Source organism: Flavobacterium undicola, from assembly GCF_009909155.2.
GTDB lineage: Bacteria > Bacteroidota > Bacteroidia > Flavobacteriales > Flavobacteriaceae > Flavobacterium > Flavobacterium undicola.
The window spans coordinates 26,368-49,759 of the sequence record NZ_JAAAPM020000007.1 but is presented as its reverse complement, the minus strand read 5'-3'; the positions used below and the strand labels follow the sequence as shown (position 1 = coordinate 49,759).

Genomic DNA, 23,392 nt, shown 5'->3' with positions numbered 1-23,392 from the left:
TGAAAACCAATTGATTCCAACCATGAAAAAAATAACCAAAGAAGACATTAGTCAGGAAATATTTGACTTATACGATGATTATGCTCATAACAAAATTGAAAGAAGACAGTTTATCGAAAAACTTTCAGTATTTGCCGTTGGAGCACTCACATTGCCTTCCTTATTGAGTTTTATTACTCCCGATTATGTAAATACGACACTCATAAAATCCGATGACCCAAGAATCTTTTCGGATTATATTACTTATGATTCTCCAAAAGGAGGAGGAAAAATCAAAGGTTTGCTTTCTAAACCTAGCAAAAGCAATAAAAAATTACCAGGAGTAATCGTTGTACACGAAAACCGTGGTTTGAATCCATATATTGAAGATGTGGGACGCAGAACTGCTATTGAAGGATTTATTAGCTTGGCGCCAGATGCTTTGACTCCATTAGGCGGTTATCCTGGAAATGATGACGAAGGCAGAGAAATGCAGAAAAAAAGAGACCGATACGAAATGTTGGAAGATTTCATTGCGGCTTACCACTATTTAAAACATCATCCTGATTGCAACGGTCACATTGGAGTGGTTGGTTTTTGTTTTGGCGGCTGGATTGCTAATTTGATGGCGGTTAAAATCCCAACATTAAACGCTGCCGTTCCTTTTTATGGTGGACAACCCACAGCCGAAGAAGCCGCTCAAATTAAAACGCCTTTGCTATTACAATACGCAGGTTTAGATACGAGAGTAAACGAAGGATGGCCAGCCTTTGAAGCCATTTTAAACCAAAACAAAGTTCCAAATACAGTCTATATTTATCCAAATGTTAATCACGGATTTCATAATAATACCACGCCACGCTATGATGAAAAAGCAGCTACTTTAGCCTGGACAAGAACGATTGACTTTTTCAAGGAGAAATTAAAATAATACGAAATAACAGAATTGAAATTTTAATACCAAATACAATATAGCTCAATCATTATGGTATAATGCCGTTGTATATTTCATTTAGGACAATTTTTATTGGACTATTTTGAAATAACAAACGGTATAATTTAACTTTCAAATCATTTAATAGTACCTTTGCAGTTCAAATAATAAAAATGAGATTACACAGAAACTTAGTATATACTACTATCGATTCTCTAAATGCAATATTTAACGAAGGAGAATACGCAGATAAAGTAGTTGCAAGAGCACTAAAAAAAGACAAGCGTTGGGGAAGTTCTGACAGGAAATTTGTCGCTGAAACCATATACGAAATTGTTCGTTGGAAAAGATTATATTCAGAAATTGCCGAAGTAAAAGAACCTTTTGACAGAGATAATCTTTGGAGAATGTTTTCTGTTTGGGCTGTTTTAAGAGGATATCCAATTCCTGATTGGCGCCAACTGGAAGGAACTCCTGAAAGAAAAATCAAAGGACGTTTTGATGAACTTTCAAAAATTAGACCGCTTAAAGAATCTATCCCAGACTGGATGGACGAATTAGGAGTGAAAGAATTAGGCGAAAAAGTTTGGGCAAAAGAAATTACAGCTCAAAATCAACCTGCCAAAGTAATCCTTAGAACCAATACACTAAAAACAACTAAAGAAGCTTTAAGAGCCATTTTGATGGATTTAGATATCGAAACCGAATATCTAAAAGACCAGCCAGATGCTTTGGTTTTAAAAGAACGCGCGAATGTTTTCATGACTGACGCTTTTAAACAAGGTTTTTTTGAAGTTCAGGATGCCAATTCACAATTAGTTGCAGCTTTCCTTGATGTGAAACCAGGAATGCGTGTAGTTGATACTTGTGCTGGTGCTGGTGGAAAAACCTTGCATATTGCAGCCTTAATGGAAAATAAAGGACAATTAATTGCAATGGATTTATACGAAAGTAAATTGAAGCAGTTAAAATTAAGAGCCAAACGCGATGGTGCTTTCAATATTGAATACCGCATTATTGACACAACAAAAGTGATCAAAAAACTACATGAAAAAGCAGACCGCGTATTGATTGATGCTCCTTGTAGTGGTTTAGGAGTTTTGAAAAGAAACCCTGATGCTAAGTGGAAATTGAGACCTGAGTTTATTGACAATATTCGAAAAGTTCAATCAGAAGTATTAGAAAGCTATTCTAAAATTGTAAAACCAGGTGGAAAATTAGTATATGCTACCTGTTCTATTCTTCCTTCTGAAAATCAAGAACAAGTAGAGCGTTTTTTAACTACTGATATTGGAAAACAATTCACCTTTATAAAAGACCATAAAATTCTGGCTTCGGAGTCTGGTTTTGATGGATTTTATATGGCTTTGATGGAACGAAAATCTTAAATTTCAAAAACAATAGCAATATCAAAAAGCAATGAATTGCATAATAAAAAACTCCAATTTCACATTCGAAATTGGAGTTTTTTATTATTGAATTTTGTCATTGAAATTGACATTGATTTTAGTCGTTCATTGAAATCAAGAACTCCTCATTATTTCTAGTTTTTCTAAATCTATCATTGATAAATTCCATCGCTTCAACTGGGTTCATATCAGAAAGGTATTTTCTCATAATCCACATTCTTTGCAATGTATCTTTATCAAGAAGCATATCATCTCTTCTGGTGCTTGACGAAGTTAAATCGATAGCTGGGAAGATACGTTTGTTAGCAATTTTTCTATCTAATTGCAATTCCATATTTCCTGTTCCTTTAAACTCTTCGAAAATTACCTCATCCATTTTTGAACCGGTTTCAGTCAAGGCTGTAGCAATAATACTCAAAGAACCTCCTTTTTCTACATTACGAGCGGCTCCAAAAAAGCGTTTTGGTTTTTGTAAAGCATTGGCATCTACACCTCCACTCAATACTTTTCCTGACGCAGGTTGTACTGTATTGTAAGCTCTTGCCAAACGCGTAATAGAATCTAACAAAATTACTACATCATGACCACATTCTACTAAACGTTTTGATTTTTCTAGAACAATATTAGCAATTTTAACATGCTCTTGCGGCTCTCTGTCAAATGTTGATGCAATTACTTCACCACGTACAGAACGTTGCATATCAGTAACCTCTTCCGGACGTTCGTCAATCAATAAAACAATAAGATAAACTTCGGGATGATTCGCTGCAATGGCGTTTGCTATTTCTTTCAACAACATGGTTTTACCCGTTTTTGGCTGGGCTACAATCATACCACGTTGTCCTTTTCCTATTGGAGAAAACAAATCGATAATTCGAGTTGAAATCGTACTTTCTCTTTCGGCTAATTTGAATTTTTCTGATGGAAATACTGGTGTTAAATGCTCAAATGAAATTCGATCTCTAACAACCTGTGGGTCGTGTCCGTTAATTTTTAGCACACGAACTAAAGGGAAGAACTTCTCTCCTTCTTTTGGAGGTCTTACCACACCTTTTACGGTATCTCCTGTTTTTAAACCAAATAATCTAATTTGTGATGTTGACAAATAAATATCATCTGGAGAAGCTAAATAATTATAATCTGAAGAACGCAAAAATCCGTAACCATCAGGCATCATTTCAAGAACACCTTCACTTTCTATGATTCCGTCAAATTCAAAATCAGAGTCTCTAAAATTATTTTTCTTGTTTTTAAAATTAGGATTCTGGTTTTGTTGGTTTGGATTTTGGTTTGGATTTTGCTTATTTTGATTCGGATTTATTTTCTTTTGAGGAGCAGCAGGAGCAACAGCTTCTGTTTCAGTAACTGAATCTTCTTGCTTAGCGGAATCTTCTTGTTTTACTTCCTCAACAACAGGAGCGTCTTTTACAACATCCTTGTTTTCTTTATCTTTTTTTAAAGCAATTTTCTTTTCGTAAGTCGCTTTATTAAATTTCACCACCTTAGCCTTTTCAGCAGCAACAACTTCTTGTTCGGTCTCCCCTTTTTGCTCTTTTGTATCTTGTTCTACAACTGTTTCAACAGGAAAATCAAGCTTTTCTGAATTATTTTCGGTTGATTGTTCTTGGCTTTTTGAAGAAATTTGCGCTACATTTTTAGGAGCAGCTTGCTTTTTTACAGGAGCAATACGCACTCTTTTAGGTTTATCGTCAGCATCCTCCGATTTTACCGGATTAACTTCAGTAGCTGCCAAAGTATTTTGATAATCCAAAATACTTGTGATTAAGGCATCTTTTTTCACACCGTTAATTTTTATTGTTTTAGCAGCTTTAGCTATTTGTTGAAGCTCAGAAAGCTTCATTTCTTTTAATGCAGAAATATCAAACATGAATGTTCTATGAATTTAATTAATTGGGGATCCTTAAAAAAGATAGGTAGTTTTTTTATTTTGAATTCACCGCAGTATGAAGTGCTTACGGTATTGTATTGCAATAATACGAATAAAATTTAATCATACAATAGTATTTTATAAAAAGAAAATATATTTTTGTAGAACAATATCGATAGTAATGATACAACGAATTCAAACAATCTATTTACTTATAGCCTTTATCATCACAGGTGTTTTGCCTTTTATTTTCCCTTTATGGACTATGAGTGATGGCAAATCGTTCTTGTTTATGCAAAGTCAAGTCTATGTTATTTTGTTTGGATTAAGCACAACTCTTTCGGTACTGAGTATTTTATCCTATAAGAAAAGACAAAATCAATTTGTTATTGGCAGATTGAATATCATATTAAATTTGATTTTATTAGGATTGTTTTTATATCGTTCACTAAATTTATCTGGAGAAATGCCTGGCGTTTCTGAGAAAGGTATTGGGATGTTTCTGCCTATTATTGCTATCGCAGCATTAGTTTTAGCTAATAAAGCGATCAAAAAGGATGAAGATCTTGTAAAATCTGTGGACAGATTGAGGTAAACCTATAAATTTTAATTTATTAGTGCGAAGGAAACCCGAATGTAAAATTCGGGTTTTTTTGTGGTTTTTTTTATACATTTGAATGTAATTAGAAACACCTCATGGAAACCCCTACACGAATTCATTTAGCGGACGATCATCAAGTACTTATTGATGGTATGCGTACTTTATTAAATTCTATTTCTAATTTTAAAGTGGTTGGATTTTCTTTAAAAGGAACAACTCTCTATGAAGATGTAAGTAACAATTCCACGGACATTTTAGTTTTAGACATCAGTATGCCCGAAAAGGATGGCATTGAAGTATTGAAGGAATTTTCTAAAAAAGGTTTTCCTTGCAAAGTAATTGTACTTTCCACCTATGATGATTTAAAAATAATCCAAGAAGTCATGAAACTGGGGGCTAGTGGTTATTTAACCAAACAATGCGCTGGAGAAAACATTGTCGAAGCCATACAAGTAGTAAACCAAGGAGAAGAATATTTTTGTAGTCAGGTACGAGAAAAAATATTCTCTACAGCTACAAAAAACAATTCAAAATTAAATAAAAGCAAAATCAATCCTGATTATCAATTAACGTCCCGTGAAATTGAAATCATTACTTTGATTGCTTTGGAATTCAGCGGAAAAGAAATTTCTGAAAAGCTATTTATAAGCGCTAATACAGTCGAAACGCACCGAAAGAACATCATGAAAAAATTACAAGCCAAAAACACCATTAGCTTGGTGAAGTTTGCCTTAAAAAACAATTTGATTAAGTCCTAAGCTTAATCATTTCAACTTTTTCATTTATGATTTACAAATGCATTTTCAGATTGTTATTCGTACTCTTAATTAGTTATAGTAACTTCTCATTTTCGCACACAAAAAAAACGGCAAAAGAAGAAACAGCTGCTTTGTTAAAAGAATCGACTCGATTGATGCGAGCTGAAAAATTTGAAAAATCATTAATATTATCTCGTAAAACCTTAAGTAAAGCCATTGCAATAAAAGACGACAATCTTATTGCGGCTTCTTACAATACCATTGCTGCCAATTTTGATCAATTAGCCGAATATGAAAAAGCGTTGTTTTACTACAAAAAAGGAATTATTTACGCTAACAGAACAAATAATCATCATCTTAAAAACTGGATAAACAACAACCTTGGTAACATCTATTGTTTTGACAAAAAAGAATATGCTAAAGGAATTTATTATTATAAAAAATCACTCAAATACAGCACAAAAATTGCCGATTCGTCTGAAATTATTTTAACAAAACTCAATATTACCTGGGCTTATTTTGACATTGGTAAATTTAATTTGGGGCTACCCTATTTAGATTACATCAACAAATACCATAAAAAACATGGAGACAAATCCACTATTGTGGCATTAAACATGTTGAACGGCATGTATTATTCTCATGTAAACAACCCTAAAAAGGCCAATTTTTATTTCGAACAAGCAATTCAATTAGGTCAGCAAGGCAATGAAAAATCCGACTTATCCTTTACCTATCAAGAGTATGCTAATTTTTTATTCAAAACAAAAAACTTCGAAAAAGCATATCTAAATCTAAAAGCCTACAATGAAATTGCAAACGAACTCAATACCGAAGAAAAATTAAAAAAAATTAACGTTGCAGGTATCAACCTTGAAATTGATGAATACAAAAGAGAAATTGATAACATCAAAACTAATCACCAACTCTTATTAGAAAAACAATCTAAAAACAAGCTTATTAGCATTAGTATTATATCGATACTACTCCTAATTATTGTGTTTTCGTATCTGTATTTTCAAAATAGCCAATTAAAACAAACCAATAAACTCAAAGATATTGAGAGTAAAATTCAGGAAAAAATAATTACGGCTTCTATAGATGGACAAGAAATAGAACGAAAAAAAATCGCAGCCTTTTTGCATGATAACATCAGTGCCTTACTCTCAGCTGCAGCTTTACATCTAACTATTTTTTCTTCAAAAAATAAAAATAATAGCGAAGAAATAACAAAAACTAAAGCTATTCTAATTCAAACACATTATAAAATACGCGATTTATCACATCAACTTACACCTTCATTATTGACTCGTTTTGGATTATTTTACGCTCTTAAAGATTTATGCGAAATGAATTCTAATTCTACCATTCATTTCAATTACCATAGCAATGTTTCCGATGATACTCGCTACAATGAAGATTATGAAACGAGAATGTATTATATAATTAGCGAATTATTAAACAACATTATGAAACATAGTGAAGCCAGTAAAGCTAAACTCACTCTAAAAGAAATAAAATCTAAACTACACATTCAGGTAAAAGACAATGGAAAAGGTTTTGAAATCAAACAATATCAAACCATTGAAGGATTTGGTTTGAACCAAATCAAAGCCCGAATTAATACAATGGATGGGAAAATAAAAATTATTTCGAAACCTGGTGAGGGAACAACTATTGAAATAATAGCTCCTATTGAATACAAAGCAAAATCAATAGTTTAATCAAACTCTTTTTTCAATTTCTATAATTTCCAGATCTTTAATTTTATCGCCTTCAATTACAAATCGCAGCATGGTGCGTACTTGATGAAAACCACTTTTTCCGCAAGCACCAGGATTCATGTGTAAAAGATTATGCTTTTTATCAAACATGACTTTTAAAATATGCGAATGCCCACAAATGAATAATTTTGGAGGATTAGCCGTCATTTCGGCTTTTATATTAGGATTGTATTTTCCGGGATAACCGCCAATATGGGTAATCCAAACCGGAACCTCTTCGCACATAAACCGATTGTGCAACGGAAATTCTAAACGCGCCTGAGCATCATCGATATTGCCGTAAACAGCACGCAAAGGTTTTATTTTTTTAATGGTATCTGTCACTTCCAAATCGCCAATATCTCCCGCATGCCAAACCTCATCGGCTTGTTTTACATATTTTAAAATAGCATCGTCAATATGGCTGTGTGTATCCGAAAGTAAAAGGATTTTTTTCATTTTTTTTTAGAGTCTAAGATTCCAGGATGCTAAGGTACTACCGTTTTTGTAAGGTTCAAACAAAGATAATTTCAAAGTTTTTTCTGTAAAAAATCAACATCGAAATCTCTTTTATTTGCAATATGTATTAAATGCGTTAAGGCATCTCTTAACAAAAACTTAGTATCTTAGCGACTCAGTACCTTAGGTTCTTTTTTGTACCTTTGAAATTCTGAAACTTTGAGATTAAAAACTTGAGATATTTTATAAAATTAGCTTACAACGGAACTCCATATCATGGTTGGCAAATTCAGCCTAATGCAGCTTCGGTACAGGAAACGCTGAATAAAGCCTTCTCGGTTTTATTGAATTCTGATATAAACTTAATGGGCGCAGGACGTACTGACACTGGAGTTCATGCAAAGGAAATGTATGCTCATTTTGATTTCGAAAATCAGTTTGATATTCCAAAATTAGTACACAAACTCAATTCCTATCTTCCTAAAGATATTGTTATTTATGCGATTTTTCCAGTTGACAGCGAAGCACACACTCGTTTTGATGCGACTAAAAGAACTTATGAATACCATATCAATATCTTTAAAGATGCATTTTTACAGGAGCAAAGTTGGTATTTCCATCAAAATTTAGATGTGGATTTAATGAATGAAGCTGCAAAACTATTATTCAACCACACTGATTTTCAATGTTTCTCTAAGGTCAATACCGATGTAAACACATTTGATTGTACTATTTTTGAAGCGTATTGGACTCGAGGCGGAGCCGAACAGAGCGGAGCTAAACAGGAAGAAAACAAACTGATTTTTACCATTTCAGCCAATCGTTTTTTGAGGAATATGGTGCGTTCTATTGTAGGAACACTGGTAAACATTGGTTTAGGCAAAATAACATTAGCCGATTTTAACACTATTATCGAAAGTAAAAGTAGAGACAAAGCAGGTTTTTCGGTTCCGGCACACGGATTGTATTTGACTAAAATTGAATATCCTTATTTAGAAGATTAGTACTTGGAACTAAAGACAAAGAAAACTAAGTACTAAAACTGAAATTAATTCAGCTTAAAAAAAATGAAAGCAAAAGCATTTGATACCCGATTATTCAAACGAATATTACAATACACAAAGCCGTACCAATGGCGCTTTAATGGCGTAGTGATTTTTGCCATTTCCTTATCTATTTTTGCAGCTTTACGTCCGTATTTATTGAAACAAACGGTGGACGGTTACATTAAAACCCATGATGCTCAAGGACTTTTATTTTACATCAGTTTAATGGGAATTGTGCTTTTACTGGAGGTTTTTTCACAATTTTACTTTGTGTATTGGGCAAACTGGCTGGGGCAGGATATTGTAAAAGACATTCGGATTAAATTGTTCAAACACATTTTAAGTTTCCGAATGAAATATTTTGATCTGGTTCCTGTGGGACAACTCGTAACCCGTTCAGTATCTGACATTGAGTCGATTGCACGTATTTTCAGCCAAGGTTTGTTCATGATTATCAGTGACTTGATGAAAATGGTTGTGGTGCTTCTTTTTATGTTTTACATGAACTGGAAACTGACTTGGATTGTGATTGTTGCCATGCCAATTTTAGTTTTTATTACTCGAATTTTCCAACGCAAAATGCAGGTTGCCTTTGAAGAAGTGCGTACGCAAATTGCTAACATGAATACCTTTGTACAGGAACGCGTTACCGGAATGAAGATTGTTCAATTGTTCAACCGCGAAGAAATTGAATCGGAGAAATTTAAAGATATCAACGAAAAACACCAAAATGCCTGGATAAAAACTATTCTTTATAACTCCATCTTCTTTCCTATTGCCGATATTATTTCGTCGCTGACACTTGGATTTATTGTTTTGTACGGCGGAATTAAGATCCTAAATGGCGATAATTTCACCACTTTTGGAGATTTGTTTTCGTACACCATGTTTATTGGAATGTTATTCAACCCTTTGCGCCAAATTGCGGATAAATTCAACGAGATGCAACTGGGAATGATTGCTGCCAATCGTGTTTTTGAGATTATTGACACACAAGATCAAATCCAAGATACCGGAAAAATTGAAGCGCCTATTTTTGATGGAAACATCACTTTTAAAGACGTTCGTTTCAGTTATATCGAAAATGAAGAAGTAATTAAAGGCATTGACTTAAGCGTGAATTCAGGCGAAACAATAGCCATTGTAGGTTCAACCGGAGCAGGAAAATCAACTATTATCAACTTATTGAATCGTTTTTACGAAATAAAAAGTGGTACCATTTGTATTGATAACGAGAACATAGAAAACTACACTTTGAGTTCGCTTAGAAAACAAATTGCAATTGTATTGCAAGATGTATTCTTATTTGCCGATACCATTTACAATAATATCACACTCAACAATCCTGCAATTACCCGTAAAGATGTGTATGCTGCCGCCAAAAAAATAGGGGTTCATAATTTTATTATGAGTTTACCAGATAATTATGATTTTGACGTAAAAGAACGCGGCGTGATGTTGTCTTCGGGACAACGCCAACTGATTGCTTTTTTGAGAGCTTATGTGAGTAATCCAAGTATTTTAATTTTGGACGAAGCGACCTCATCAATTGATACCTATTCTGAAGAATTGATTCAGCGTGCCACCGAAACCATTACTAAAGGAAGAACTTCTATTGTTATTGCCCACCGACTGGCAACTATTGTCAATGCTGATAAAATTGTAGTTATGGACAAAGGACTCGTTGTTGAAGAAGGAACACATCAAGAATTGATTAATAAAGAATCCGGTTACTATAAAAACTTATACGATTCTCAATTTTCATTAGCTGAATAGTAAAAAATGAACAATACTGAAACCATCTTACAAGCATCTAAAATAAGCATCGGCTATACTCATAAAAAAGAGCAAACTGTTGTTGCTGCTAATATTGATTTGACCTTAGAAAAAGGAAAACTAATTGCTTTAGTTGGTGCTAATGGTATTGGAAAATCGACTTTATTGCGCACCATTACCGGAATTCAAAAAACGGTTTCCGGGACTGTTTTATTGAACGGAAAAAACATCCATGAAATGAATTCTTTGGCTTTAGCCAAAAATTTAAGTGTAGTCTTAACCGAAAAATTACCCCCAAGTAATCTAACGGTTTTTGAATTGGTCGCCTTAGGCAGACAACCGTATACCAACTGGATTGGCACCTTAGCTGATGAAGATATCGAAAAAGTAAACCACGCCTTAGCGCTTACGCAAATTGAACATTTGGCTTCCAAAAGACATTATGAAATCAGCGATGGACAATTACAAAAAGTATTGGTAGCACGAGCTTTGGCACAGGATACGCCACTCATTATTTTGGACGAACCTACGACGCATTTGGATTTACTGCATAAAGTGGCATTATTTAAACTCTTGAAAAAACTCACTCAGGAAACTCAAAAATGCATTCTGTTTTCTACCCACGATATCGATATGGCTATTCAATTGAGTGACGAAATGATTATCATGACTCCTGAAACCGTAGTTCAAGATGAACCTTGTAATTTTATTTCAAAAGGCAGTTTCAATACCTTGTTCAAAGACGAACATATTGTTTTTGATGCTACAAAAGGAAAGTTTGTAATTAGTTAGGGTTATTATTTTCGTAGCGAACTCTATAAACATGTAGTAAATTTTCTAATTCATTGAATTTTATTGACAACTCATCTATTACTATTTTTTCATCATTAAAAGCAAGATAATTAGTTGAACTTTTACCATTACTTTGACTAAAAACTCTATCATTATAAATTTTACTCCATGGAATTAAATTTTCATTTTTTAATTTAATCCCTTTATCATTTAGAATAATTTGAGGTGCTTTGTCTTTTAATTTTTTAATTTGATTAAATGATAGAAACAGTCCAAAAATCAATAATATCAACCCAAAATATTCTTTTTCAACTAATAAATAAGTTCCCAAAAAGCTAACTCCCAAAAATAGAATCAATAATACTAAAATTGTAATTCTTGAATAAAAAATTATAGTTTCTCTTGGAACAGAAATATCATCTTTGAAAATATCTTTTTCAAGAAATTTTTCCTCTAATTGCTTTAATTTCAGTTTTTGCTGATAATTTTTAAATTCTGTTTTTTCAAACCAACTCCCACTTTCCCAAATTAATTTTTCGTCAACAGCTTTTCGTTGTAATTCGTGAATATTTCTAACATTTTCATAAGCCCAAATTTTCCATTCCATAACAAAATAACTCCATACAAGCCAACCAATTGAAAAACCTGAAATAAACCCAATTGGAATAACCCAACCACCTGTTGTAGTTTGATTCGAAATAAAAAAACTTCCTGTAATACACCCGAAAGTTGCTATCATCGGCAAGTATTTTAATTGCCATCTACCTCTTCGTAAAGCTTGCTCAACAGATATATTTTCTCTCATAATTTCTATCAATGTCTAATTAATTTGAATTAAAAAATCTTTGTATTTAACCACAAAGAGCACAAAGTTTTTCGCTAAGTTCACTAAGAAAATCTAAATTCTATTTTCTAAAATCTGTATTCTATTTTCTGTATTCTGCTTTCTAAAATCTACTTAACTGATCACTAAAAACTGCTTACTGTAAACTTCCAATTGCAATCTGTCTCTTAGCTTCACCTACCACAAAAGCCACTGAATTAGCGATATTAAAACTTCTGATTAAAGACGACATAGGAATTGTTAATTGATTCTTTTTATCGAATAACTCCAGAAATTCTGAACTCAATCCAACACTTTCTTTTCCAAAAACCAACCAATCTCCATCCTGAAATTCGTTTTCCAAATAAGATCTTTCAGCATGGGAACTCATCAGAAAAACACGGGATTGATCTGGAATTTGAGCCATCCATTCGGCTACATTTTGATATTCGGTTACATCAAGGTGTATCCAATAATCCAAACCGGAACGTTTCAAATTTTTATCGTTGATAACAAACCCAAACGGATGAATCAGGTGCAAACGGCTTTCGGTTCCTACGCACAAACGACCAATATTTCCAGTATTATTAGGAATTTCAGGTTCTACTAAAACGATGTTTAACATTCTTAATTTATTTGGTTATTTGATTATTGTCATTGATATTGCTATTTCCCTCGAAATCTTCAACTTCAATTACTTCTCCTGATTGTAAATCATTCAAATGTACATTTCCTATTCGAACACGCACTAAACGTAAAGTAGGAAATCCAACAGCTGCGGTCATTTTTCGCACTTGGCGAAACTTTCCTTCATTGACTGTTATCGAAGCCCAGGAAGTTGGCCCATGGCGTTCGTCCCGGATTTTTTTTCCCCTTGCCCCAAAGTTAGGAACTTCTATAATCAAACGGGCTTCACAAGGTTTGGTAATGTATTTAGTTCCATTAAAACCTATTTCAACTCCTTTTTTTATGTTGTCAATGGCTTCTTGAGTAATAACTCCATCCACTTGAACATAATATTCTTTGTCGACTTTTCTGGAACGAATTTGTTCACTCACTTTCCCATCGGTGGTAAGTAACAATAAACCTTCTGAATCTTCATCTAATCGCCCGATAGCCATTGTTCCTTCCGGAAAATGATGCAATTCCCCCAACAGTTTCTTTTTTCGTTTCAATTCGTAAATAAATTGACTCAAATAACCATAGGGTTTATGAAGAATAAAATGCTGATGCGACATGGTTTGAAGTGAAATTTGCGCAAAAATACACAAATAGAAGCTGTATTAAAGCATTTGCAACCGAATTAAAAAGACACATTCAAGCCAAAATTAAAAATCAACTGAAATTGATTGAAATTTTGATTTTGAACAGGCTGTGTGTAGTAATTCATTCCCGGTTCAACAAAAACCTTCGTTTTTTTAAACAATTCGTATTGTAAAGTGCTGCTCAATACCGTTCCAAAAACCACATCATTCACCTCTTGATTTTTCCCTATCGAGCTGTCATTAAGCAAAACTTTATTCGAAATTGCTTTACCCACAAATCCTCCAGTATTCATGTTAATGCGTGCTTTTCCTTTATTTAAAACAACATAAGAAATCTCCATAGGCATTTCTAAATACTGTACTTTTTGAGACAAATTTCCTTTTTCGTAAAAAGTACTCGCAATCATATTCATCTCTCTACTATTAGGAATAAATAAATAATTAGAATTAGTAGTTATTGCTCCCTTTTCCTGAGGTTGAGCCGAAGAAAATTTAGAGATATTAACCAAAGTTTTAGCCGAATTAATATAAGAAACATTCGCTACTTGCTGACCTAATTCACTTATTTTAAAACCAGTGCTCACCGCCCATCGACGATTGAGTTTATAATTTGCTTTTACACCATAATTATATCCTTTTTGAGATTCAATAGTATTCCCCAAGCTTTTTTGCTTTTTTAAATTCTGCGAATTGTTTATTCCTGCAAAAACCTGCATCGACCATTTGTCTTCAACTAAAGCTATTTTATCTTTCTTCAGCTGTTCTTTTTCTATAGCAGCCAGAGCATTTTCTTTCAAATCAGTTGCAGCCGGATTTTCTTTTACTTTATCCTCAACAACAGTTTTTTCTGGTACGATTTTATTCTGTTCTCTAGTTGAATTTTCTTTTGAAAAAACTTCTTTTTCTTCCTTTTTAATTTCTTTTGATGCTACCGAACTTTCATTTTTAGTAACTAAAAAAGAATTATACTGGTTTGCATTTGCTACTATAGCTTCATTTTTAGAATGAAATACTTTTTGATTATTCGAATTAAAAATAGTTGGTTTTGTTGTTGTTGTTGTTGTTGTTGAATTATTATCTTGTTTTTGAGTTTCATCGGACGCATTTGAATTTGAAAGTCTAGTATCTAAAACTTTCTTTGCTGTTCCAATTTTACTTTTGACAGCTTCTTTTTCTATACTATCGATGGATCTTGATTGATTAACCAATCCGTTTTCATGCTCCACAGGAACTGCTATCGAATTATTATCCGGATTAGAATAAAAAGTAGCCAAAAGTCCTAATCCAACAACGAAACTTGCTGCAATAGCCCACCAAAAAAGGAATCCCTTTTTGCTTTTCGGATTATCCAATTTTTCTTCAATCCCTTTCCATAAATCATCTGGAGGGGTTTTAGAAAAATCTTCCAAAGAAGAAATTAATTTTTCTATATCATCTTTTTTCATAGTCTCTTTTTAAACATCCTTTGAAGCCATTAATGCCAATATCTTCTTTTGTAAATTACTTTTTGCTCTATTCAAATTAGACTTAGAAGTACCTTCTGAAATATTCAACAAACCGGCAATTTCTTTGTGTTTCATTTTTTCGAAAAAATACAAGTTAAAAACCAGTCGGTATTGATCCGGTAATTGCTGGATACATTCTAATAATTTTTCCTGGGGTAGTGAAAAAGAATCTATTTCCTGGTCTTCGTCAACAAAATCTTCCTGATAAAGTACATCTAAAAAAGGAGTTTCCCTTTTTCTTTTATTCAATGTTTCTATCAACTTATTAATAAAAATACGTTTCAACCAGCCTTCAAAACTGCCTTCAAAGCGATACTGACTCATTTTTTGAAAAGCAATTACAAAAGCTTCCTGAAAAACATCTTGAGCATCGGCTTCATTCTTCATGTATTTAATGCACAGACCATACAATACAGGAGCAAACAACTGATAAATATGCTGTTGTCCTCCTCTATCATTTTCGATACACTTCTGAATGTAATGGTCTATTGGTTCTTTCAAAAAATAACTCTTAAAACAGTTTAACGTTAACAAATTTAAACATTCACAACTTAAAATTACTTTGTATAAGTCAAAACATAGCCGTCAGGAAAATTATCCTGAATGCTCAAATGCTGGTTGTCTATATACTGAATCACATAGCACATCTCATTGAAAGTCAATAAATAATGCTCTTTATCATCAAAAATACTGTTTCCAAATGTTATTTTATAAGTATAACTTCCTGTTTCTAATCCATTCGTAAAAACGATGACTTTTTTATCGGCATTAAAAACTAATTTTTTTTCAACTCCTGTACTTTCGGGAGTTACAATATCCTTTCCGGTAATTCCGCCAATGGATTGTTGCCAATTCCAAGTACCAACAATAGCCTCCACATTTTGAGTATTCTTTCCGTCATTTGTCAAAGAACAGAAAGTAAGAAAGAGTACAACAACGCCAATAAAAAGAATCTTAACTTTTCCCATAATACTACTTGCTTAATAGTAACTAGAGCAGTCATTCGGGAAAAGGTTGCGTGAGAAACTAAAAAAAGTAATTCCGTTCGAATAAAAAACACTTAAAATCGGCATTAATCTCTATTTTTGCTTACTCTACTTATAAACTTTAGCTATGTCAGATTTGTTTCCTTTTTTATTGTCCTTTATTATTGCACTCGCCATTGGTATTTTCATTGGAAAATTGATTTTTTCTGCTCGTTTTCAGTCCGAAAAAGCAAGTTTAGAAGAAAAATTAATTGCACTTACTTCGCAAACCAATCAATTGAAAGAACAATTTTCGAATGATAAAATGCAATTCGAAAAACAATTAGAGAACAGTAATCAGGAAAAGGAATCCATCCGAAACGAAAAAGACAGTCTGGCAATCCAGCTTTCGAAAAAAGAAGTCGATTTTGAAAATCTTTGGGAACGCAACAAAGAACAAAAAGACGAAGTGGAGAAATTACAGGAAAAATTCACTAAAGAATTCGAAAACTTAGCCAATAAAATATTAGACGAAAAATCGAGTAAATTCACAGAACAGAATAAGGAAAACATGAAAAACATCTTGTCTCCTTTACAAGATAAAATTCAGTTATTCGAAAAGAAAGTCGAAGACACCCATAAAGAAAGTATCGATTATCATGCGGCTTTGCGCCAACAAATTCTGGGCTTACGCGAAATGAATATCCAAATGAGTAAGGAAACACTAAACTTGACTAAAGCTTTAAAAGGAGATAGCAAAATGCAAGGGAACTGGGGCGAATTAGTATTGGAACGCGTTTTAGAAAAATCGGGATTAGAAAAAGGACGCGAATACGAAGTACAGCAAAGTTTCTCTACCGAAGAAGGAAATCGTGTTTTCCCAGACGTTGTCATTAATTTACCTGACGGAAAAAAGATGATTGTCGATTCTAAAGTTTCTTTGACCGCTTATGAAAAATACATCAATGAAGACGAGGATGATTTAAAAAACAGTTATTTAAAAGAGCATGTTAATTCTATCAGACGTCATGTGGAGCAATTAGGAAGTAAAAATTATCAGGATTTATACCAAATTGAAAGCCCTGATTTTGTGTTGCTTTTTATCCCTATCGAACCCGCATTTGCAATAGCACTAAACGAAGATACCGGATTGTATAACAAAGCATTCGAAAAAAATATCGTTATTGTAACTCCGGCAACCTTATTAGCCACTTTGCGAACTATTGACAGTATGTGGACTAACCAAAAGCAACAAGAAAATGCTTTTGAAATTGCGCGTCAGGCAGGAGCCTTGTATGACAAATTTGAAGGTTTTGTAGGTGATTTAATTAGAATAGGAAAGAAAATTGATGAAACTAAAATAGAATACAGCGGCGCCATGAATAAACTGGTAGACGGAAGTGGAAACCTGATTACCAGAGTTGAAAAACTAAAAAAGATGGGCGCCAAAGCAAAAAAAGCACTTCCTGAAAGTATTATAGCCCGTGCTGCTAAAAAAGACGACAACCACCTAATAGATTAAATCAACAGCCGTTTTTCATTACATCATTAATTATGGAAACGGCTTTTATTTTATTTTTTTTCAGTTATAAAATCGATTTCTAAACTAAAACCTTTTATCCTAGATAAAAAGCATTAAAAAACCGTTATTCTACCTAATCTTACCCCCTTTTTTATTAGGATTTTTTTACTTTTTTCTCTAACTTTAAGTAGGAAATTTTAAGAAATCATGAAAAAAATACTACTCATATTTTTATTTCTTATTAGTAATATAGTAGTTGCCCAAGAGAAAAAAATGACCGCTAATGGCATTATAAATTTTGAAGCTTCAGTACCTTTCTATGAAGCTGTTGAAGCTAAAAACACTCAAGTTTTTTCATTATTAAACATAAAAAAAAGCCAGATCATTTTTACAATTCAAATCAAGGATTTTCATTTTGAAAGAAGTTTAATGGAGGATCATTTTAATGCCAACTACATGGAAAGCAAAAAATATCCAAAAGCAACATTCAAAGGTGTAATTGAAAAATTTTCTATGAAAAAAATCAATTCTGTTCCTAGCGAATTTTATATCAAAGGAAAAATGAATATTCATGGAGTAACTAAAAACATCCGGGTGCTTGCAACACTGTCTAAAACTACAACAGATGCAATTGCAATCCAATCTGATTTTTCCCTGGATACTGATGATTTTAAAATTGATATTCCTTATATAGTCCGCAGTAAAATATCTAAAAATGTCAATGTAAAATTGGAGGCTTTACTTCAATAAATTTATTGAGACAAACACGATTCTGTCAATTTCACAATAAACAATTCTAAAACACACGCACCAGATTGAATCCAAAGGATATTTCACTTTTCCCCCAATCGCCCGTAGTTTGTCCCAAAAAGCCGGATTCATGCATTGCCTTTGCATTTGTAAAATGCAATTGAAATACATGTCCGCCTGTTTCTATATCGAATCCTATTGATAACGGATTTTTATAAATGGACTGATTGGCTCTATTGAGATGAGCTCCATAATCCATATTTAAAGACCATCTTTTGCCTAATTTATACCTTCCACCTACTCCAATTGCAAACTGGCTTTTATCTTGCGGATTAGGCACAATAGCAACATTATTTTCATCCAATATATCGCTAACTGTATTTTCATGAAAAAAAGTAGGCATCAGTTCTAAGGATAATCTGTCACTGACTTTCCTTGAAATCAGCAATTGGGTTACAAAACTCAAACGGTCAGCAAATTGCAACGATGGAAAATTTACTTTTTTCATCTCGGAATTTATGGCAACACTACCAAATCCTACTACTGTTACAGGAAAACCATCTGTCTTTTGATTGATAAACAAGTATTTCACCCCCACATCATAAGTCTTCTGAAAACCGCTTCTTGCCGCCTGAACAGTAATTCTATCACTCAGTCCGTAAGCAAACTTAATTTGGGTAACCGCATCGTCCATTCCAAAAAAATCATCAAAGCCATTTTTTATATAGTCAAATCGATGGGAGACTATGAAATATAAATCTCTTTTACCAACTAACTTGGTAGATTCAAAATTCACAATTTTGATGGACTTGAAAGCGGCTAAAACCTCTCCATCCGTTTTTTTAGCATCAATTTCTTTCAACAAATCATCTTGCGCAAAAATGCACAACGGAAAAAATAAAGCAATAAATAGTTTGTTTATACTCATAGTAAATTAATTTAGTATTATACATTGATCCATTTTTATTTCTTCCAAAAGGGAATCATAGCCTATAAGACGTCCTTTTATTTTCATCTGGGAATTGGGTTTTATTGTACTTGGTATTTTATCCAAAAATGTAGCAAATAGTTTTTCATCCAGCACTATTGATTTGGTTTCCATATTTAAGGAACTCACTTTGCCGCTAACCTCAATGGTCTTATCCAGATATTTTGTATTGGCTGCCGATTCATTGGATTGGTATTCTGAAAATAAAGTCGGCACAGCGATATTATAACTCACTTCTTCTTTTGCGATATCCCTATGTTCTTTATAAATATAAAAATAACCTCCAACAAGAAGCAGTAAAAACAAAACTACCAAAATTATTTTTTTCATAATAAAACGTATTTATAGAGAAATTTCATCTAAATTTAACATATTTATTTTATTATTTCGTAAATTTATGCGTAATTTTTTAATTCAAGACAAAATGAAAACACTACGCTTTTTCTCTCTAATATCTTTAGCATTGTTCATGAACAGTTGTTCCAGTGGGGGCGATTCTGACAGCAATCCGAATCCAAACCCGAATCCGAATCCGAATCCAAACCCGAATCCAACAACAATAACTTATGCCAATACAATTAGTTCTGTAATATCAAACAATTGTATTTCTTGCCACGGCAGCACTCCAACTAACAACGCAACAATTTCATTAGACACCTATGCCAAAGTAAAAGCCGCTGTACAAAACAATGGGTTAATCAGCAGGATTTCACAAGCTCAAGGTACTTCTGGTATGATGCCTAAAGATGGAACCCGATTGCCACAAGCTACTATTGATAAATTTACCACCTGGCAAAATAATGGTTATATAGAGTAATACAAATGAGACTTTTATTCCTTTTTACCGCAGTCTTTTTTTTAGGAAAAACAATTGTTTTTTCACAAGACAAAAAAATCACTAAAACAGGACAAATCGTTTTTGAAGCTTCAGTTCCTTCCTTTGAAGAAGTAAAAGCTGTCAATGAATCGGTCAGTTGTATATTAAATATTAAAACTGGAGAAATTGCCAGTCTGGCGCTGATAAAAGGATTCAGATTTAAAGTGGCACTAATGGAAGAGCATTTCAATGAAAATTACATTGAAAGCAGTAAATACCCGAAAGCCATTTTTAAAGGGATTGTAAAGAATTTCAATTTAAACAGCATCAATAAAAACGGCACAAAACTAGAGCTAAATGGAAAACTGGAATTACACGGAGTTTCAAAAGACATATCCATTTTTGCAATTGTTAAAAAAAGCGGAGAAGACATTGAATTAGTTTCTGATTTCGATCTTACACCAGCTGATTTCAATATCCAAATTCCTAAAATAATCCGTCAAAAAATTGCTGAAACCGTTCATGTAAAAGCAACATTTTTATTGAAATAAAAAAGCGTTATTCATCTGAAATACAATATTTAAGCGCTTCTTCTAATTTTTGAAATTGAAATCGAAAACCAAGCTTTGTTATTTTTTTGGAAGAAACCCTTCTACCTGTTAGTGCTAACTTTGCCATTTCACCCAATGCTATTTTTATCAGAAACGAAGGCACATTAGGCAACCACATAGCGTAACCATACAGCTTAGCTAATGTTTTAGAAAATAACTCATTAGTTGTATCATCAGTAATCGCAGCATTGTAAGCACCCTTCATCAAAGGATTTTTCAAGGCTTCCAGATAAATTCGACACAAATCATCAATATGAATCCAAGGCATGTATTGTTTTCCCGTACCCAAAGCAGAACCAAGTCTTAATTTGAAAATTGGAACTAATTTTTTCAAAAAACCATCCTCTTTCCCTAAAACCAGACCAGTACGAATTTTAACCGTGCGGATTCCCTGTTTTTCAAATTGATTTGCTGCCGCTTCCCATTTTTGACAAGTCAGTCCTAAAAAATCATTCGCAGGCTGCATTTCTTCATTGCAAATTGCCCGACCGTTCATAGCTCCATAAATCCCCACAGCGGAAGCCGAAACAAAAGCTTCTAAATTCTTATTGTATTTTACTAATGAATTATAAATCAATTGTGCAGAGAGTTCCCTACTGGATACTATTTCTTCTTTGCGTTTATTAGTCCAACGTTTTTCACCAATATTAGCTCCAGCCAAATGAATCACATAATCGGCCTTTTGAATGGCTTCTTCCTCAATAAACTGCTTTTCTACATCCCAAGTGTAATAAAAGATATTTTCAGTATTAGCTCTTTTACTTCTGCTCAAAATAGAAACCGAAAAACCATTTGCCACCAACAAATCTGTTAGATGCCTTCCCACAAATCCCGTTCCTCCCGTTATCAAAACATTTTTTTTCATGAGTATTTAATTTATTTGCTAATTTATTTCTTCTTTTGCAAAAGCAAAAATCACTTCAAAATTCCAGCTTTGTAAGTCGCAACTGCTCTATCTCTGGCCATAGCATGATCGACCATTGGTTCTCCATAACCCAAATCAAATTCCGGAATCCATTTACGGATATAAATTCCTTTTTCGTCAAATTTTTTCAATTGAATATCGGGATTGAAAACACGGAAATAAGGTGCGGCGTCACAGCCTGTTCCTGCTGCCCATTGCCAGTTGCCTACATTGGCTGACAAATCATAATCCAATAATTTCTCGGCAAAATAAGCTTCGCCCCATTGCCATTGAATTAATAAATGCTTACACAAAAAACTAGCTACAACCATTCGGACACGGTTGTGCATATAACCTGTTTCATTGAGTTGGCGCATTCCCGCATCAACCATAGGGTAACCTGTAGTTCCATTGCACCAGCGTTTAAAATCTTCTTCGTTATTGCGCCACTGGATTACATCATAAGCTGATTTGAAATTCTGTGTCACCACTTTAGGAAAATGATAAAGAATTTGCATAAAAAACTCTCTCCAAATCAATTCACTCAAAAAAACCGCATTGGTTTTTGCTGCAAAATGAATCATTTTGCGAATACTTACTGTCCCAAAACGCAAATGAGGCGAAAGATAGGAAGTGGAATCAACGGCAGGAAAATCGCGGGTATCATGATAATTTGACAAAGCATCAAAGGTGTAGGGTTTCACTTTTATACTACTTTTGACAAAACCAATTTGTTCCAATAAAAGAAAAGCAAACTGACTTTTATAAAAATTAAAATATAATTCAGACGCATCAAATTCTAGAATTGGTAGATTTTGATAGTACTTTTCAAGCCACTTATTTTTATAAGGAGTATAAACTGTATATGGCAAACCATCGGATTTTGTAATTTCGTTTTCTTCGAATAGAACTTGATCTTTAAAAGAATACGTAATGCTTTTATTGGTTTCTAATAATTGACAAATGGCTTCGTCGCGTTGGATTGCAAAAGGTTCGTAATCCTTATTGAAAAAGACTTCTTTAACATCAAATTCGGCAATAAGGTTTTTCCAAACTTCCAATGTTTGTCCCTTTTTAATTAATAAAGAACTGCCAATTCCATTTAATTGGGTATTTATTTTTGCTAAAGATTCGTATATAAATGTGACTCTGGCATCCTCTTTAGGTAAACTATCCAGAATGGCTTCGTCAAAAATAAATAATGGAATTACGGGATAATCTGATTTTAAAGCATAGTATAAACCCACATTATCTTCGAGTCGTAAATCACGTCTAAACCAAAAAAAAGAAACCGCTGTTTTAGTCATTACTTTGAATTAAAAATTTCGTTTACTTTTTTCACTCTGTATTCAAATATTCCTTTGAGTTTGTTTTTCACAATTAAGGCATTCACAATGCGTCCAATAAACCCCAATGGTAACGCATAATGCACTAAATCTGTCATTTTTACGCCATTTTCTGTTGGTTCGAAAAAATGTTTGTGATGCCATAAGGCATAAGGTCCAAAAAGCTGTATGTCTACAAAATAAGATTGCTCCTTTACCATAGTAATCTCAGTAACCCAGGGTAATTTGATTCCCAAAAAAGGAGATACTTTGTACTGAATAATCTGTCCGGCATACATGTTTTTACCATCAAAATCGGTGATTTGAAATCCCATCGTTTGGGGAGTTATTTTTTGCAAATTGCGTGGACTGGAGAAAAAAGCCCAACATTCCTCGATACTGGCATTAATATGTTGAACGGTTTCTTTTTTATAGACTTTCATGATTTTGTTTTTTAGACAAAGTGTGTTTGCGTGAGGGATTGTAACAGAGCTCTTTATAAACTAGACTTT

General features: G+C 33.3%; 25 protein-coding genes. 12 read left to right on the top strand and 13 right to left on the bottom strand.

Going from position 1 to position 23,392, the window contains the following annotated elements; genetic code table 11:
• Positions 1-22: 22 nt before the first annotated feature.
• Both GTZ96_RS05865 and GTZ96_RS05860 read left to right on the top strand, forming a co-directional pair.
• Positions 23-910 carry a dienelactone hydrolase family protein gene (locus GTZ96_RS05865; RefSeq protein WP_161641834.1) on the top strand — a complete coding sequence of 296 codons (888 nt, stop codon included), beginning with the start codon at positions 23-25 and terminating at the stop codon, positions 908-910.
• A 176-nt stretch (positions 911-1,086) separates the two neighbouring features.
• A complete protein-coding gene (locus GTZ96_RS05860) occupies positions 1,087-2,301 on the top strand; it encodes an RsmB/NOP family class I SAM-dependent RNA methyltransferase (protein WP_161641832.1) in 1,215 nt (404 codons plus the stop codon).
• Between the two features lie 118 nt (positions 2,302-2,419).
• Here the strand turns inward: GTZ96_RS05860 and rho are convergent, their stop codons facing one another.
• Entirely contained in the window at positions 2,420-4,210 is a 1,791-nt protein-coding gene (gene rho, locus GTZ96_RS05855) for a transcription termination factor Rho (RefSeq protein ID WP_161641830.1), read from the bottom strand.
• A gap of 181 nt (positions 4,211-4,391) precedes the next feature.
• On the opposite strand from rho, the gene GTZ96_RS05850 reads away from it, so the two are divergent.
• The 3 genes from GTZ96_RS05850 (at position 4,392) to GTZ96_RS05840 (ending at position 7,293) form a co-directional block, all read left to right on the top strand.
• Positions 4,392-4,805, top strand: coding sequence for a DUF4293 domain-containing protein (locus tag GTZ96_RS05850; RefSeq protein ID WP_161641828.1), 414 nt, complete (start codon positions 4,392-4,394; stop codon positions 4,803-4,805).
• Between the two features lie 101 nt (positions 4,806-4,906).
• Positions 4,907-5,569 carry a response regulator gene (locus tag GTZ96_RS05845; protein WP_161641826.1) on the top strand — a complete coding sequence of 221 codons (663 nt, stop codon included), beginning with the start codon at positions 4,907-4,909 and terminating at the stop codon, positions 5,567-5,569.
• Positions 5,570-5,619: 50 nt separating this feature from the next.
• Positions 5,620-7,293, top strand: a complete 1,674-nt coding sequence (locus GTZ96_RS05840; protein WP_235972874.1) for a tetratricopeptide repeat-containing sensor histidine kinase — start codon at positions 5,620-5,622, stop codon at positions 7,291-7,293.
• Here GTZ96_RS05840 and GTZ96_RS05835 read toward each other — a convergent pair whose 3' ends face one another.
• On the bottom strand, positions 7,294-7,791 hold the full coding sequence (locus GTZ96_RS05835; protein WP_161641822.1) for a metallophosphoesterase family protein: 498 nt from the start codon (positions 7,789-7,791) through the stop codon (positions 7,294-7,296).
• A gap of 233 nt (positions 7,792-8,024) precedes the next feature.
• On the opposite strand from GTZ96_RS05835, the gene truA reads away from it, so the two are divergent.
• The 3 genes from truA (at position 8,025) to GTZ96_RS05820 (ending at position 11,405) form a co-directional block, all read left to right on the top strand.
• Positions 8,025-8,795 carry a tRNA pseudouridine(38-40) synthase TruA gene (gene truA / locus GTZ96_RS05830; protein ID WP_161641820.1) on the top strand — a complete coding sequence of 257 codons (771 nt, stop codon included), beginning with the start codon at positions 8,025-8,027 and terminating at the stop codon, positions 8,793-8,795.
• Positions 8,796-8,858: 63 nt separating this feature from the next.
• Positions 8,859-10,613 (top strand): ABC transporter ATP-binding protein, encoded by a 1,755-nt coding sequence (locus GTZ96_RS05825; RefSeq protein ID WP_161641818.1) that lies wholly within the window; start codon positions 8,859-8,861, stop codon positions 10,611-10,613.
• A gap of 6 nt (positions 10,614-10,619) precedes the next feature.
• Positions 10,620-11,405, top strand: a complete 786-nt coding sequence (locus tag GTZ96_RS05820) for an ABC transporter ATP-binding protein (RefSeq protein ID WP_161641816.1) — start codon at positions 10,620-10,622, stop codon at positions 11,403-11,405.
• On the opposite strand, the gene GTZ96_RS05815 is transcribed toward GTZ96_RS05820, so the two are convergent.
• The 6 genes from GTZ96_RS05815 to GTZ96_RS05790 all read right to left on the bottom strand — a co-directional run bounded on the left by GTZ96_RS05815 (position 11,398) and on the right by GTZ96_RS05790 (position 15,966).
• Positions 11,398-12,222, bottom strand: coding sequence for a hypothetical protein (locus GTZ96_RS05815; protein ID WP_235972872.1), 825 nt, complete (start codon positions 12,220-12,222; stop codon positions 11,398-11,400). The two genes, GTZ96_RS05820 and GTZ96_RS05815, sit on opposite strands and share 8 nt — an antisense overlap.
• Before the next feature lie 163 nt (positions 12,223-12,385).
• Positions 12,386-12,853 (bottom strand): tRNA (cytidine(34)-2'-O)-methyltransferase, encoded by a 468-nt coding sequence (locus tag GTZ96_RS05810; protein WP_161641812.1) that lies wholly within the window; start codon positions 12,851-12,853, stop codon positions 12,386-12,388.
• 7 nt (positions 12,854-12,860) lie between these two features.
• Entirely contained in the window at positions 12,861-13,466 is a 606-nt protein-coding gene (locus tag GTZ96_RS05805) for a pseudouridine synthase (RefSeq protein ID WP_161641810.1), read from the bottom strand.
• Positions 13,467-13,531: 65 nt separating this feature from the next.
• Positions 13,532-14,938, bottom strand: coding sequence for a hypothetical protein (locus tag GTZ96_RS05800; protein ID WP_161641808.1), 1,407 nt, complete (start codon positions 14,936-14,938; stop codon positions 13,532-13,534).
• Positions 14,939-14,947: 9 nt separating this feature from the next.
• Positions 14,948-15,499, bottom strand: coding sequence for an RNA polymerase sigma factor (locus tag GTZ96_RS05795; protein ID WP_161641806.1), 552 nt, complete (start codon positions 15,497-15,499; stop codon positions 14,948-14,950).
• A 56-nt stretch (positions 15,500-15,555) separates the two neighbouring features.
• Positions 15,556-15,966, bottom strand: coding sequence for a hypothetical protein (locus GTZ96_RS05790; protein WP_161641804.1), 411 nt, complete (start codon positions 15,964-15,966; stop codon positions 15,556-15,558).
• Between the two features lie 145 nt (positions 15,967-16,111).
• Between GTZ96_RS05790 and rmuC the strand changes: the two genes are divergently transcribed.
• Both rmuC and GTZ96_RS05780 read left to right on the top strand, forming a co-directional pair.
• Entirely contained in the window at positions 16,112-17,485 is a 1,374-nt protein-coding gene (rmuC, locus tag GTZ96_RS05785) for a DNA recombination protein RmuC (protein WP_161641802.1), read from the top strand.
• Positions 17,486-17,692: 207 nt separating this feature from the next.
• On the top strand, positions 17,693-18,235 hold the full coding sequence (locus GTZ96_RS05780) for a YceI family protein (protein WP_161641800.1): 543 nt from the start codon (positions 17,693-17,695) through the stop codon (positions 18,233-18,235).
• A 46-nt stretch (positions 18,236-18,281) separates the two neighbouring features.
• Here GTZ96_RS05780 and GTZ96_RS05775 read toward each other — a convergent pair whose 3' ends face one another.
• Both GTZ96_RS05775 and GTZ96_RS05770 read right to left on the bottom strand, forming a co-directional pair.
• Positions 18,282-19,163: a DUF5777 family beta-barrel protein gene (locus tag GTZ96_RS05775; RefSeq protein ID WP_181033150.1), complete on the bottom strand. Its 882-nt coding sequence runs from the start codon at positions 19,161-19,163 to the stop codon at positions 18,282-18,284.
• Between the two features lie 6 nt (positions 19,164-19,169).
• Positions 19,170-19,553 carry an OB-fold protein gene (locus tag GTZ96_RS05770; RefSeq protein WP_161641798.1) on the bottom strand — a complete coding sequence of 128 codons (384 nt, stop codon included), beginning with the start codon at positions 19,551-19,553 and terminating at the stop codon, positions 19,170-19,172.
• A 67-nt stretch (positions 19,554-19,620) separates the two neighbouring features.
• Between GTZ96_RS05770 and GTZ96_RS05765 the strand changes: the two genes are divergently transcribed.
• Positions 19,621-20,040, top strand: a complete 420-nt coding sequence (locus tag GTZ96_RS05765) for a hypothetical protein (RefSeq protein WP_181033149.1) — start codon at positions 19,621-19,623, stop codon at positions 20,038-20,040.
• 5 nt (positions 20,041-20,045) lie between these two features.
• Positions 20,046-20,591: a YceI family protein gene (locus GTZ96_RS05760; protein ID WP_161641793.1), complete on the top strand. Its 546-nt coding sequence runs from the start codon at positions 20,046-20,048 to the stop codon at positions 20,589-20,591.
• Positions 20,592-20,598: 7 nt separating this feature from the next.
• On the opposite strand, the gene GTZ96_RS05755 is transcribed toward GTZ96_RS05760, so the two are convergent.
• Genes GTZ96_RS05755 through GTZ96_RS05745 form a run of 3 tightly spaced genes read right to left on the bottom strand, consistent with a single transcriptional unit; the run spans position 20,599 to position 23,323 of the window.
• Complete coding sequence (locus GTZ96_RS05755; protein WP_161641791.1) at positions 20,599-21,516, bottom strand: TIGR01777 family oxidoreductase; 918 nt, start codon at positions 21,514-21,516, stop codon at positions 20,599-20,601.
• A 50-nt stretch (positions 21,517-21,566) separates the two neighbouring features.
• Positions 21,567-22,862 (bottom strand): cryptochrome/photolyase family protein, encoded by a 1,296-nt coding sequence (locus tag GTZ96_RS05750; RefSeq protein ID WP_161641789.1) that lies wholly within the window; start codon positions 22,860-22,862, stop codon positions 21,567-21,569.
• Positions 22,862-23,323 carry an SRPBCC family protein gene (locus GTZ96_RS05745; RefSeq protein WP_161641787.1) on the bottom strand — a complete coding sequence of 154 codons (462 nt, stop codon included), beginning with the start codon at positions 23,321-23,323 and terminating at the stop codon, positions 22,862-22,864. The genes GTZ96_RS05750 and GTZ96_RS05745 overlap by 1 nt, the downstream gene beginning before the upstream one ends.
• Positions 23,324-23,392 lie beyond the last annotated feature (69 nt).

What these genes read in the sequence shown, in the direction of transcription:
- GTZ96_RS05865 (WP_161641834.1), top strand. Translation starts at nt 23, where the DNA reads ATGAAAAAAATAACCAAAGAAGACATTAGTCAGGAAATATTTGACTTA.
- GTZ96_RS05860 (WP_161641832.1), top strand. Translation starts at nt 1,087, where the DNA reads ATGAGATTACACAGAAACTTAGTATATACTACTATCGATTCTCTAAAT.
- rho (WP_161641830.1), bottom strand. Translation starts at nt 4,210, where the DNA reads ATGTTTGATATTTCTGCATTAAAAGAAATGAAGCTTTCTGAGCTTCAA.
- GTZ96_RS05850 (WP_161641828.1), top strand. Translation starts at nt 4,392, where the DNA reads ATGATACAACGAATTCAAACAATCTATTTACTTATAGCCTTTATCATC.
- GTZ96_RS05845 (WP_161641826.1), top strand. Translation starts at nt 4,907, where the DNA reads ATGGAAACCCCTACACGAATTCATTTAGCGGACGATCATCAAGTACTT.
- GTZ96_RS05835 (WP_161641822.1), bottom strand. Translation starts at nt 7,791, where the DNA reads ATGAAAAAAATCCTTTTACTTTCGGATACACACAGCCATATTGACGAT.
- GTZ96_RS05825 (WP_161641818.1), top strand. Translation starts at nt 8,859, where the DNA reads ATGAAAGCAAAAGCATTTGATACCCGATTATTCAAACGAATATTACAA.
- GTZ96_RS05820 (WP_161641816.1), top strand. Translation starts at nt 10,620, where the DNA reads ATGAACAATACTGAAACCATCTTACAAGCATCTAAAATAAGCATCGGC.
- GTZ96_RS05810 (WP_161641812.1), bottom strand. Translation starts at nt 12,853, where the DNA reads ATGTTAAACATCGTTTTAGTAGAACCTGAAATTCCTAATAATACTGGA.
- GTZ96_RS05805 (WP_161641810.1), bottom strand. Translation starts at nt 13,466, where the DNA reads ATGTCGCATCAGCATTTTATTCTTCATAAACCCTATGGTTATTTGAGT.
- GTZ96_RS05800 (WP_161641808.1), bottom strand. Translation starts at nt 14,938, where the DNA reads ATGAAAAAAGATGATATAGAAAAATTAATTTCTTCTTTGGAAGATTTT.
- GTZ96_RS05790 (WP_161641804.1), bottom strand. Translation starts at nt 15,966, where the DNA reads ATGGGAAAAGTTAAGATTCTTTTTATTGGCGTTGTTGTACTCTTTCTT.
- rmuC (WP_161641802.1), top strand. Translation starts at nt 16,112, where the DNA reads ATGTCAGATTTGTTTCCTTTTTTATTGTCCTTTATTATTGCACTCGCC.
- GTZ96_RS05780 (WP_161641800.1), top strand. Translation starts at nt 17,693, where the DNA reads ATGAAAAAAATACTACTCATATTTTTATTTCTTATTAGTAATATAGTA.
- GTZ96_RS05775 (WP_181033150.1), bottom strand. Translation starts at nt 19,163, where the DNA reads ATGAGTATAAACAAACTATTTATTGCTTTATTTTTTCCGTTGTGCATT.
- GTZ96_RS05770 (WP_161641798.1), bottom strand. Translation starts at nt 19,553, where the DNA reads ATGAAAAAAATAATTTTGGTAGTTTTGTTTTTACTGCTTCTTGTTGGA.
- GTZ96_RS05765 (WP_181033149.1), top strand. Translation starts at nt 19,621, where the DNA reads ATGCGTAATTTTTTAATTCAAGACAAAATGAAAACACTACGCTTTTTC.
- GTZ96_RS05760 (WP_161641793.1), top strand. Translation starts at nt 20,046, where the DNA reads ATGAGACTTTTATTCCTTTTTACCGCAGTCTTTTTTTTAGGAAAAACA.
- GTZ96_RS05755 (WP_161641791.1), bottom strand. Translation starts at nt 21,516, where the DNA reads ATGAAAAAAAATGTTTTGATAACGGGAGGAACGGGATTTGTGGGAAGG.
- GTZ96_RS05750 (WP_161641789.1), bottom strand. Translation starts at nt 22,862, where the DNA reads ATGACTAAAACAGCGGTTTCTTTTTTTTGGTTTAGACGTGATTTACGA.
- GTZ96_RS05745 (WP_161641787.1), bottom strand. Translation starts at nt 23,323, where the DNA reads ATGAAAGTCTATAAAAAAGAAACCGTTCAACATATTAATGCCAGTATC.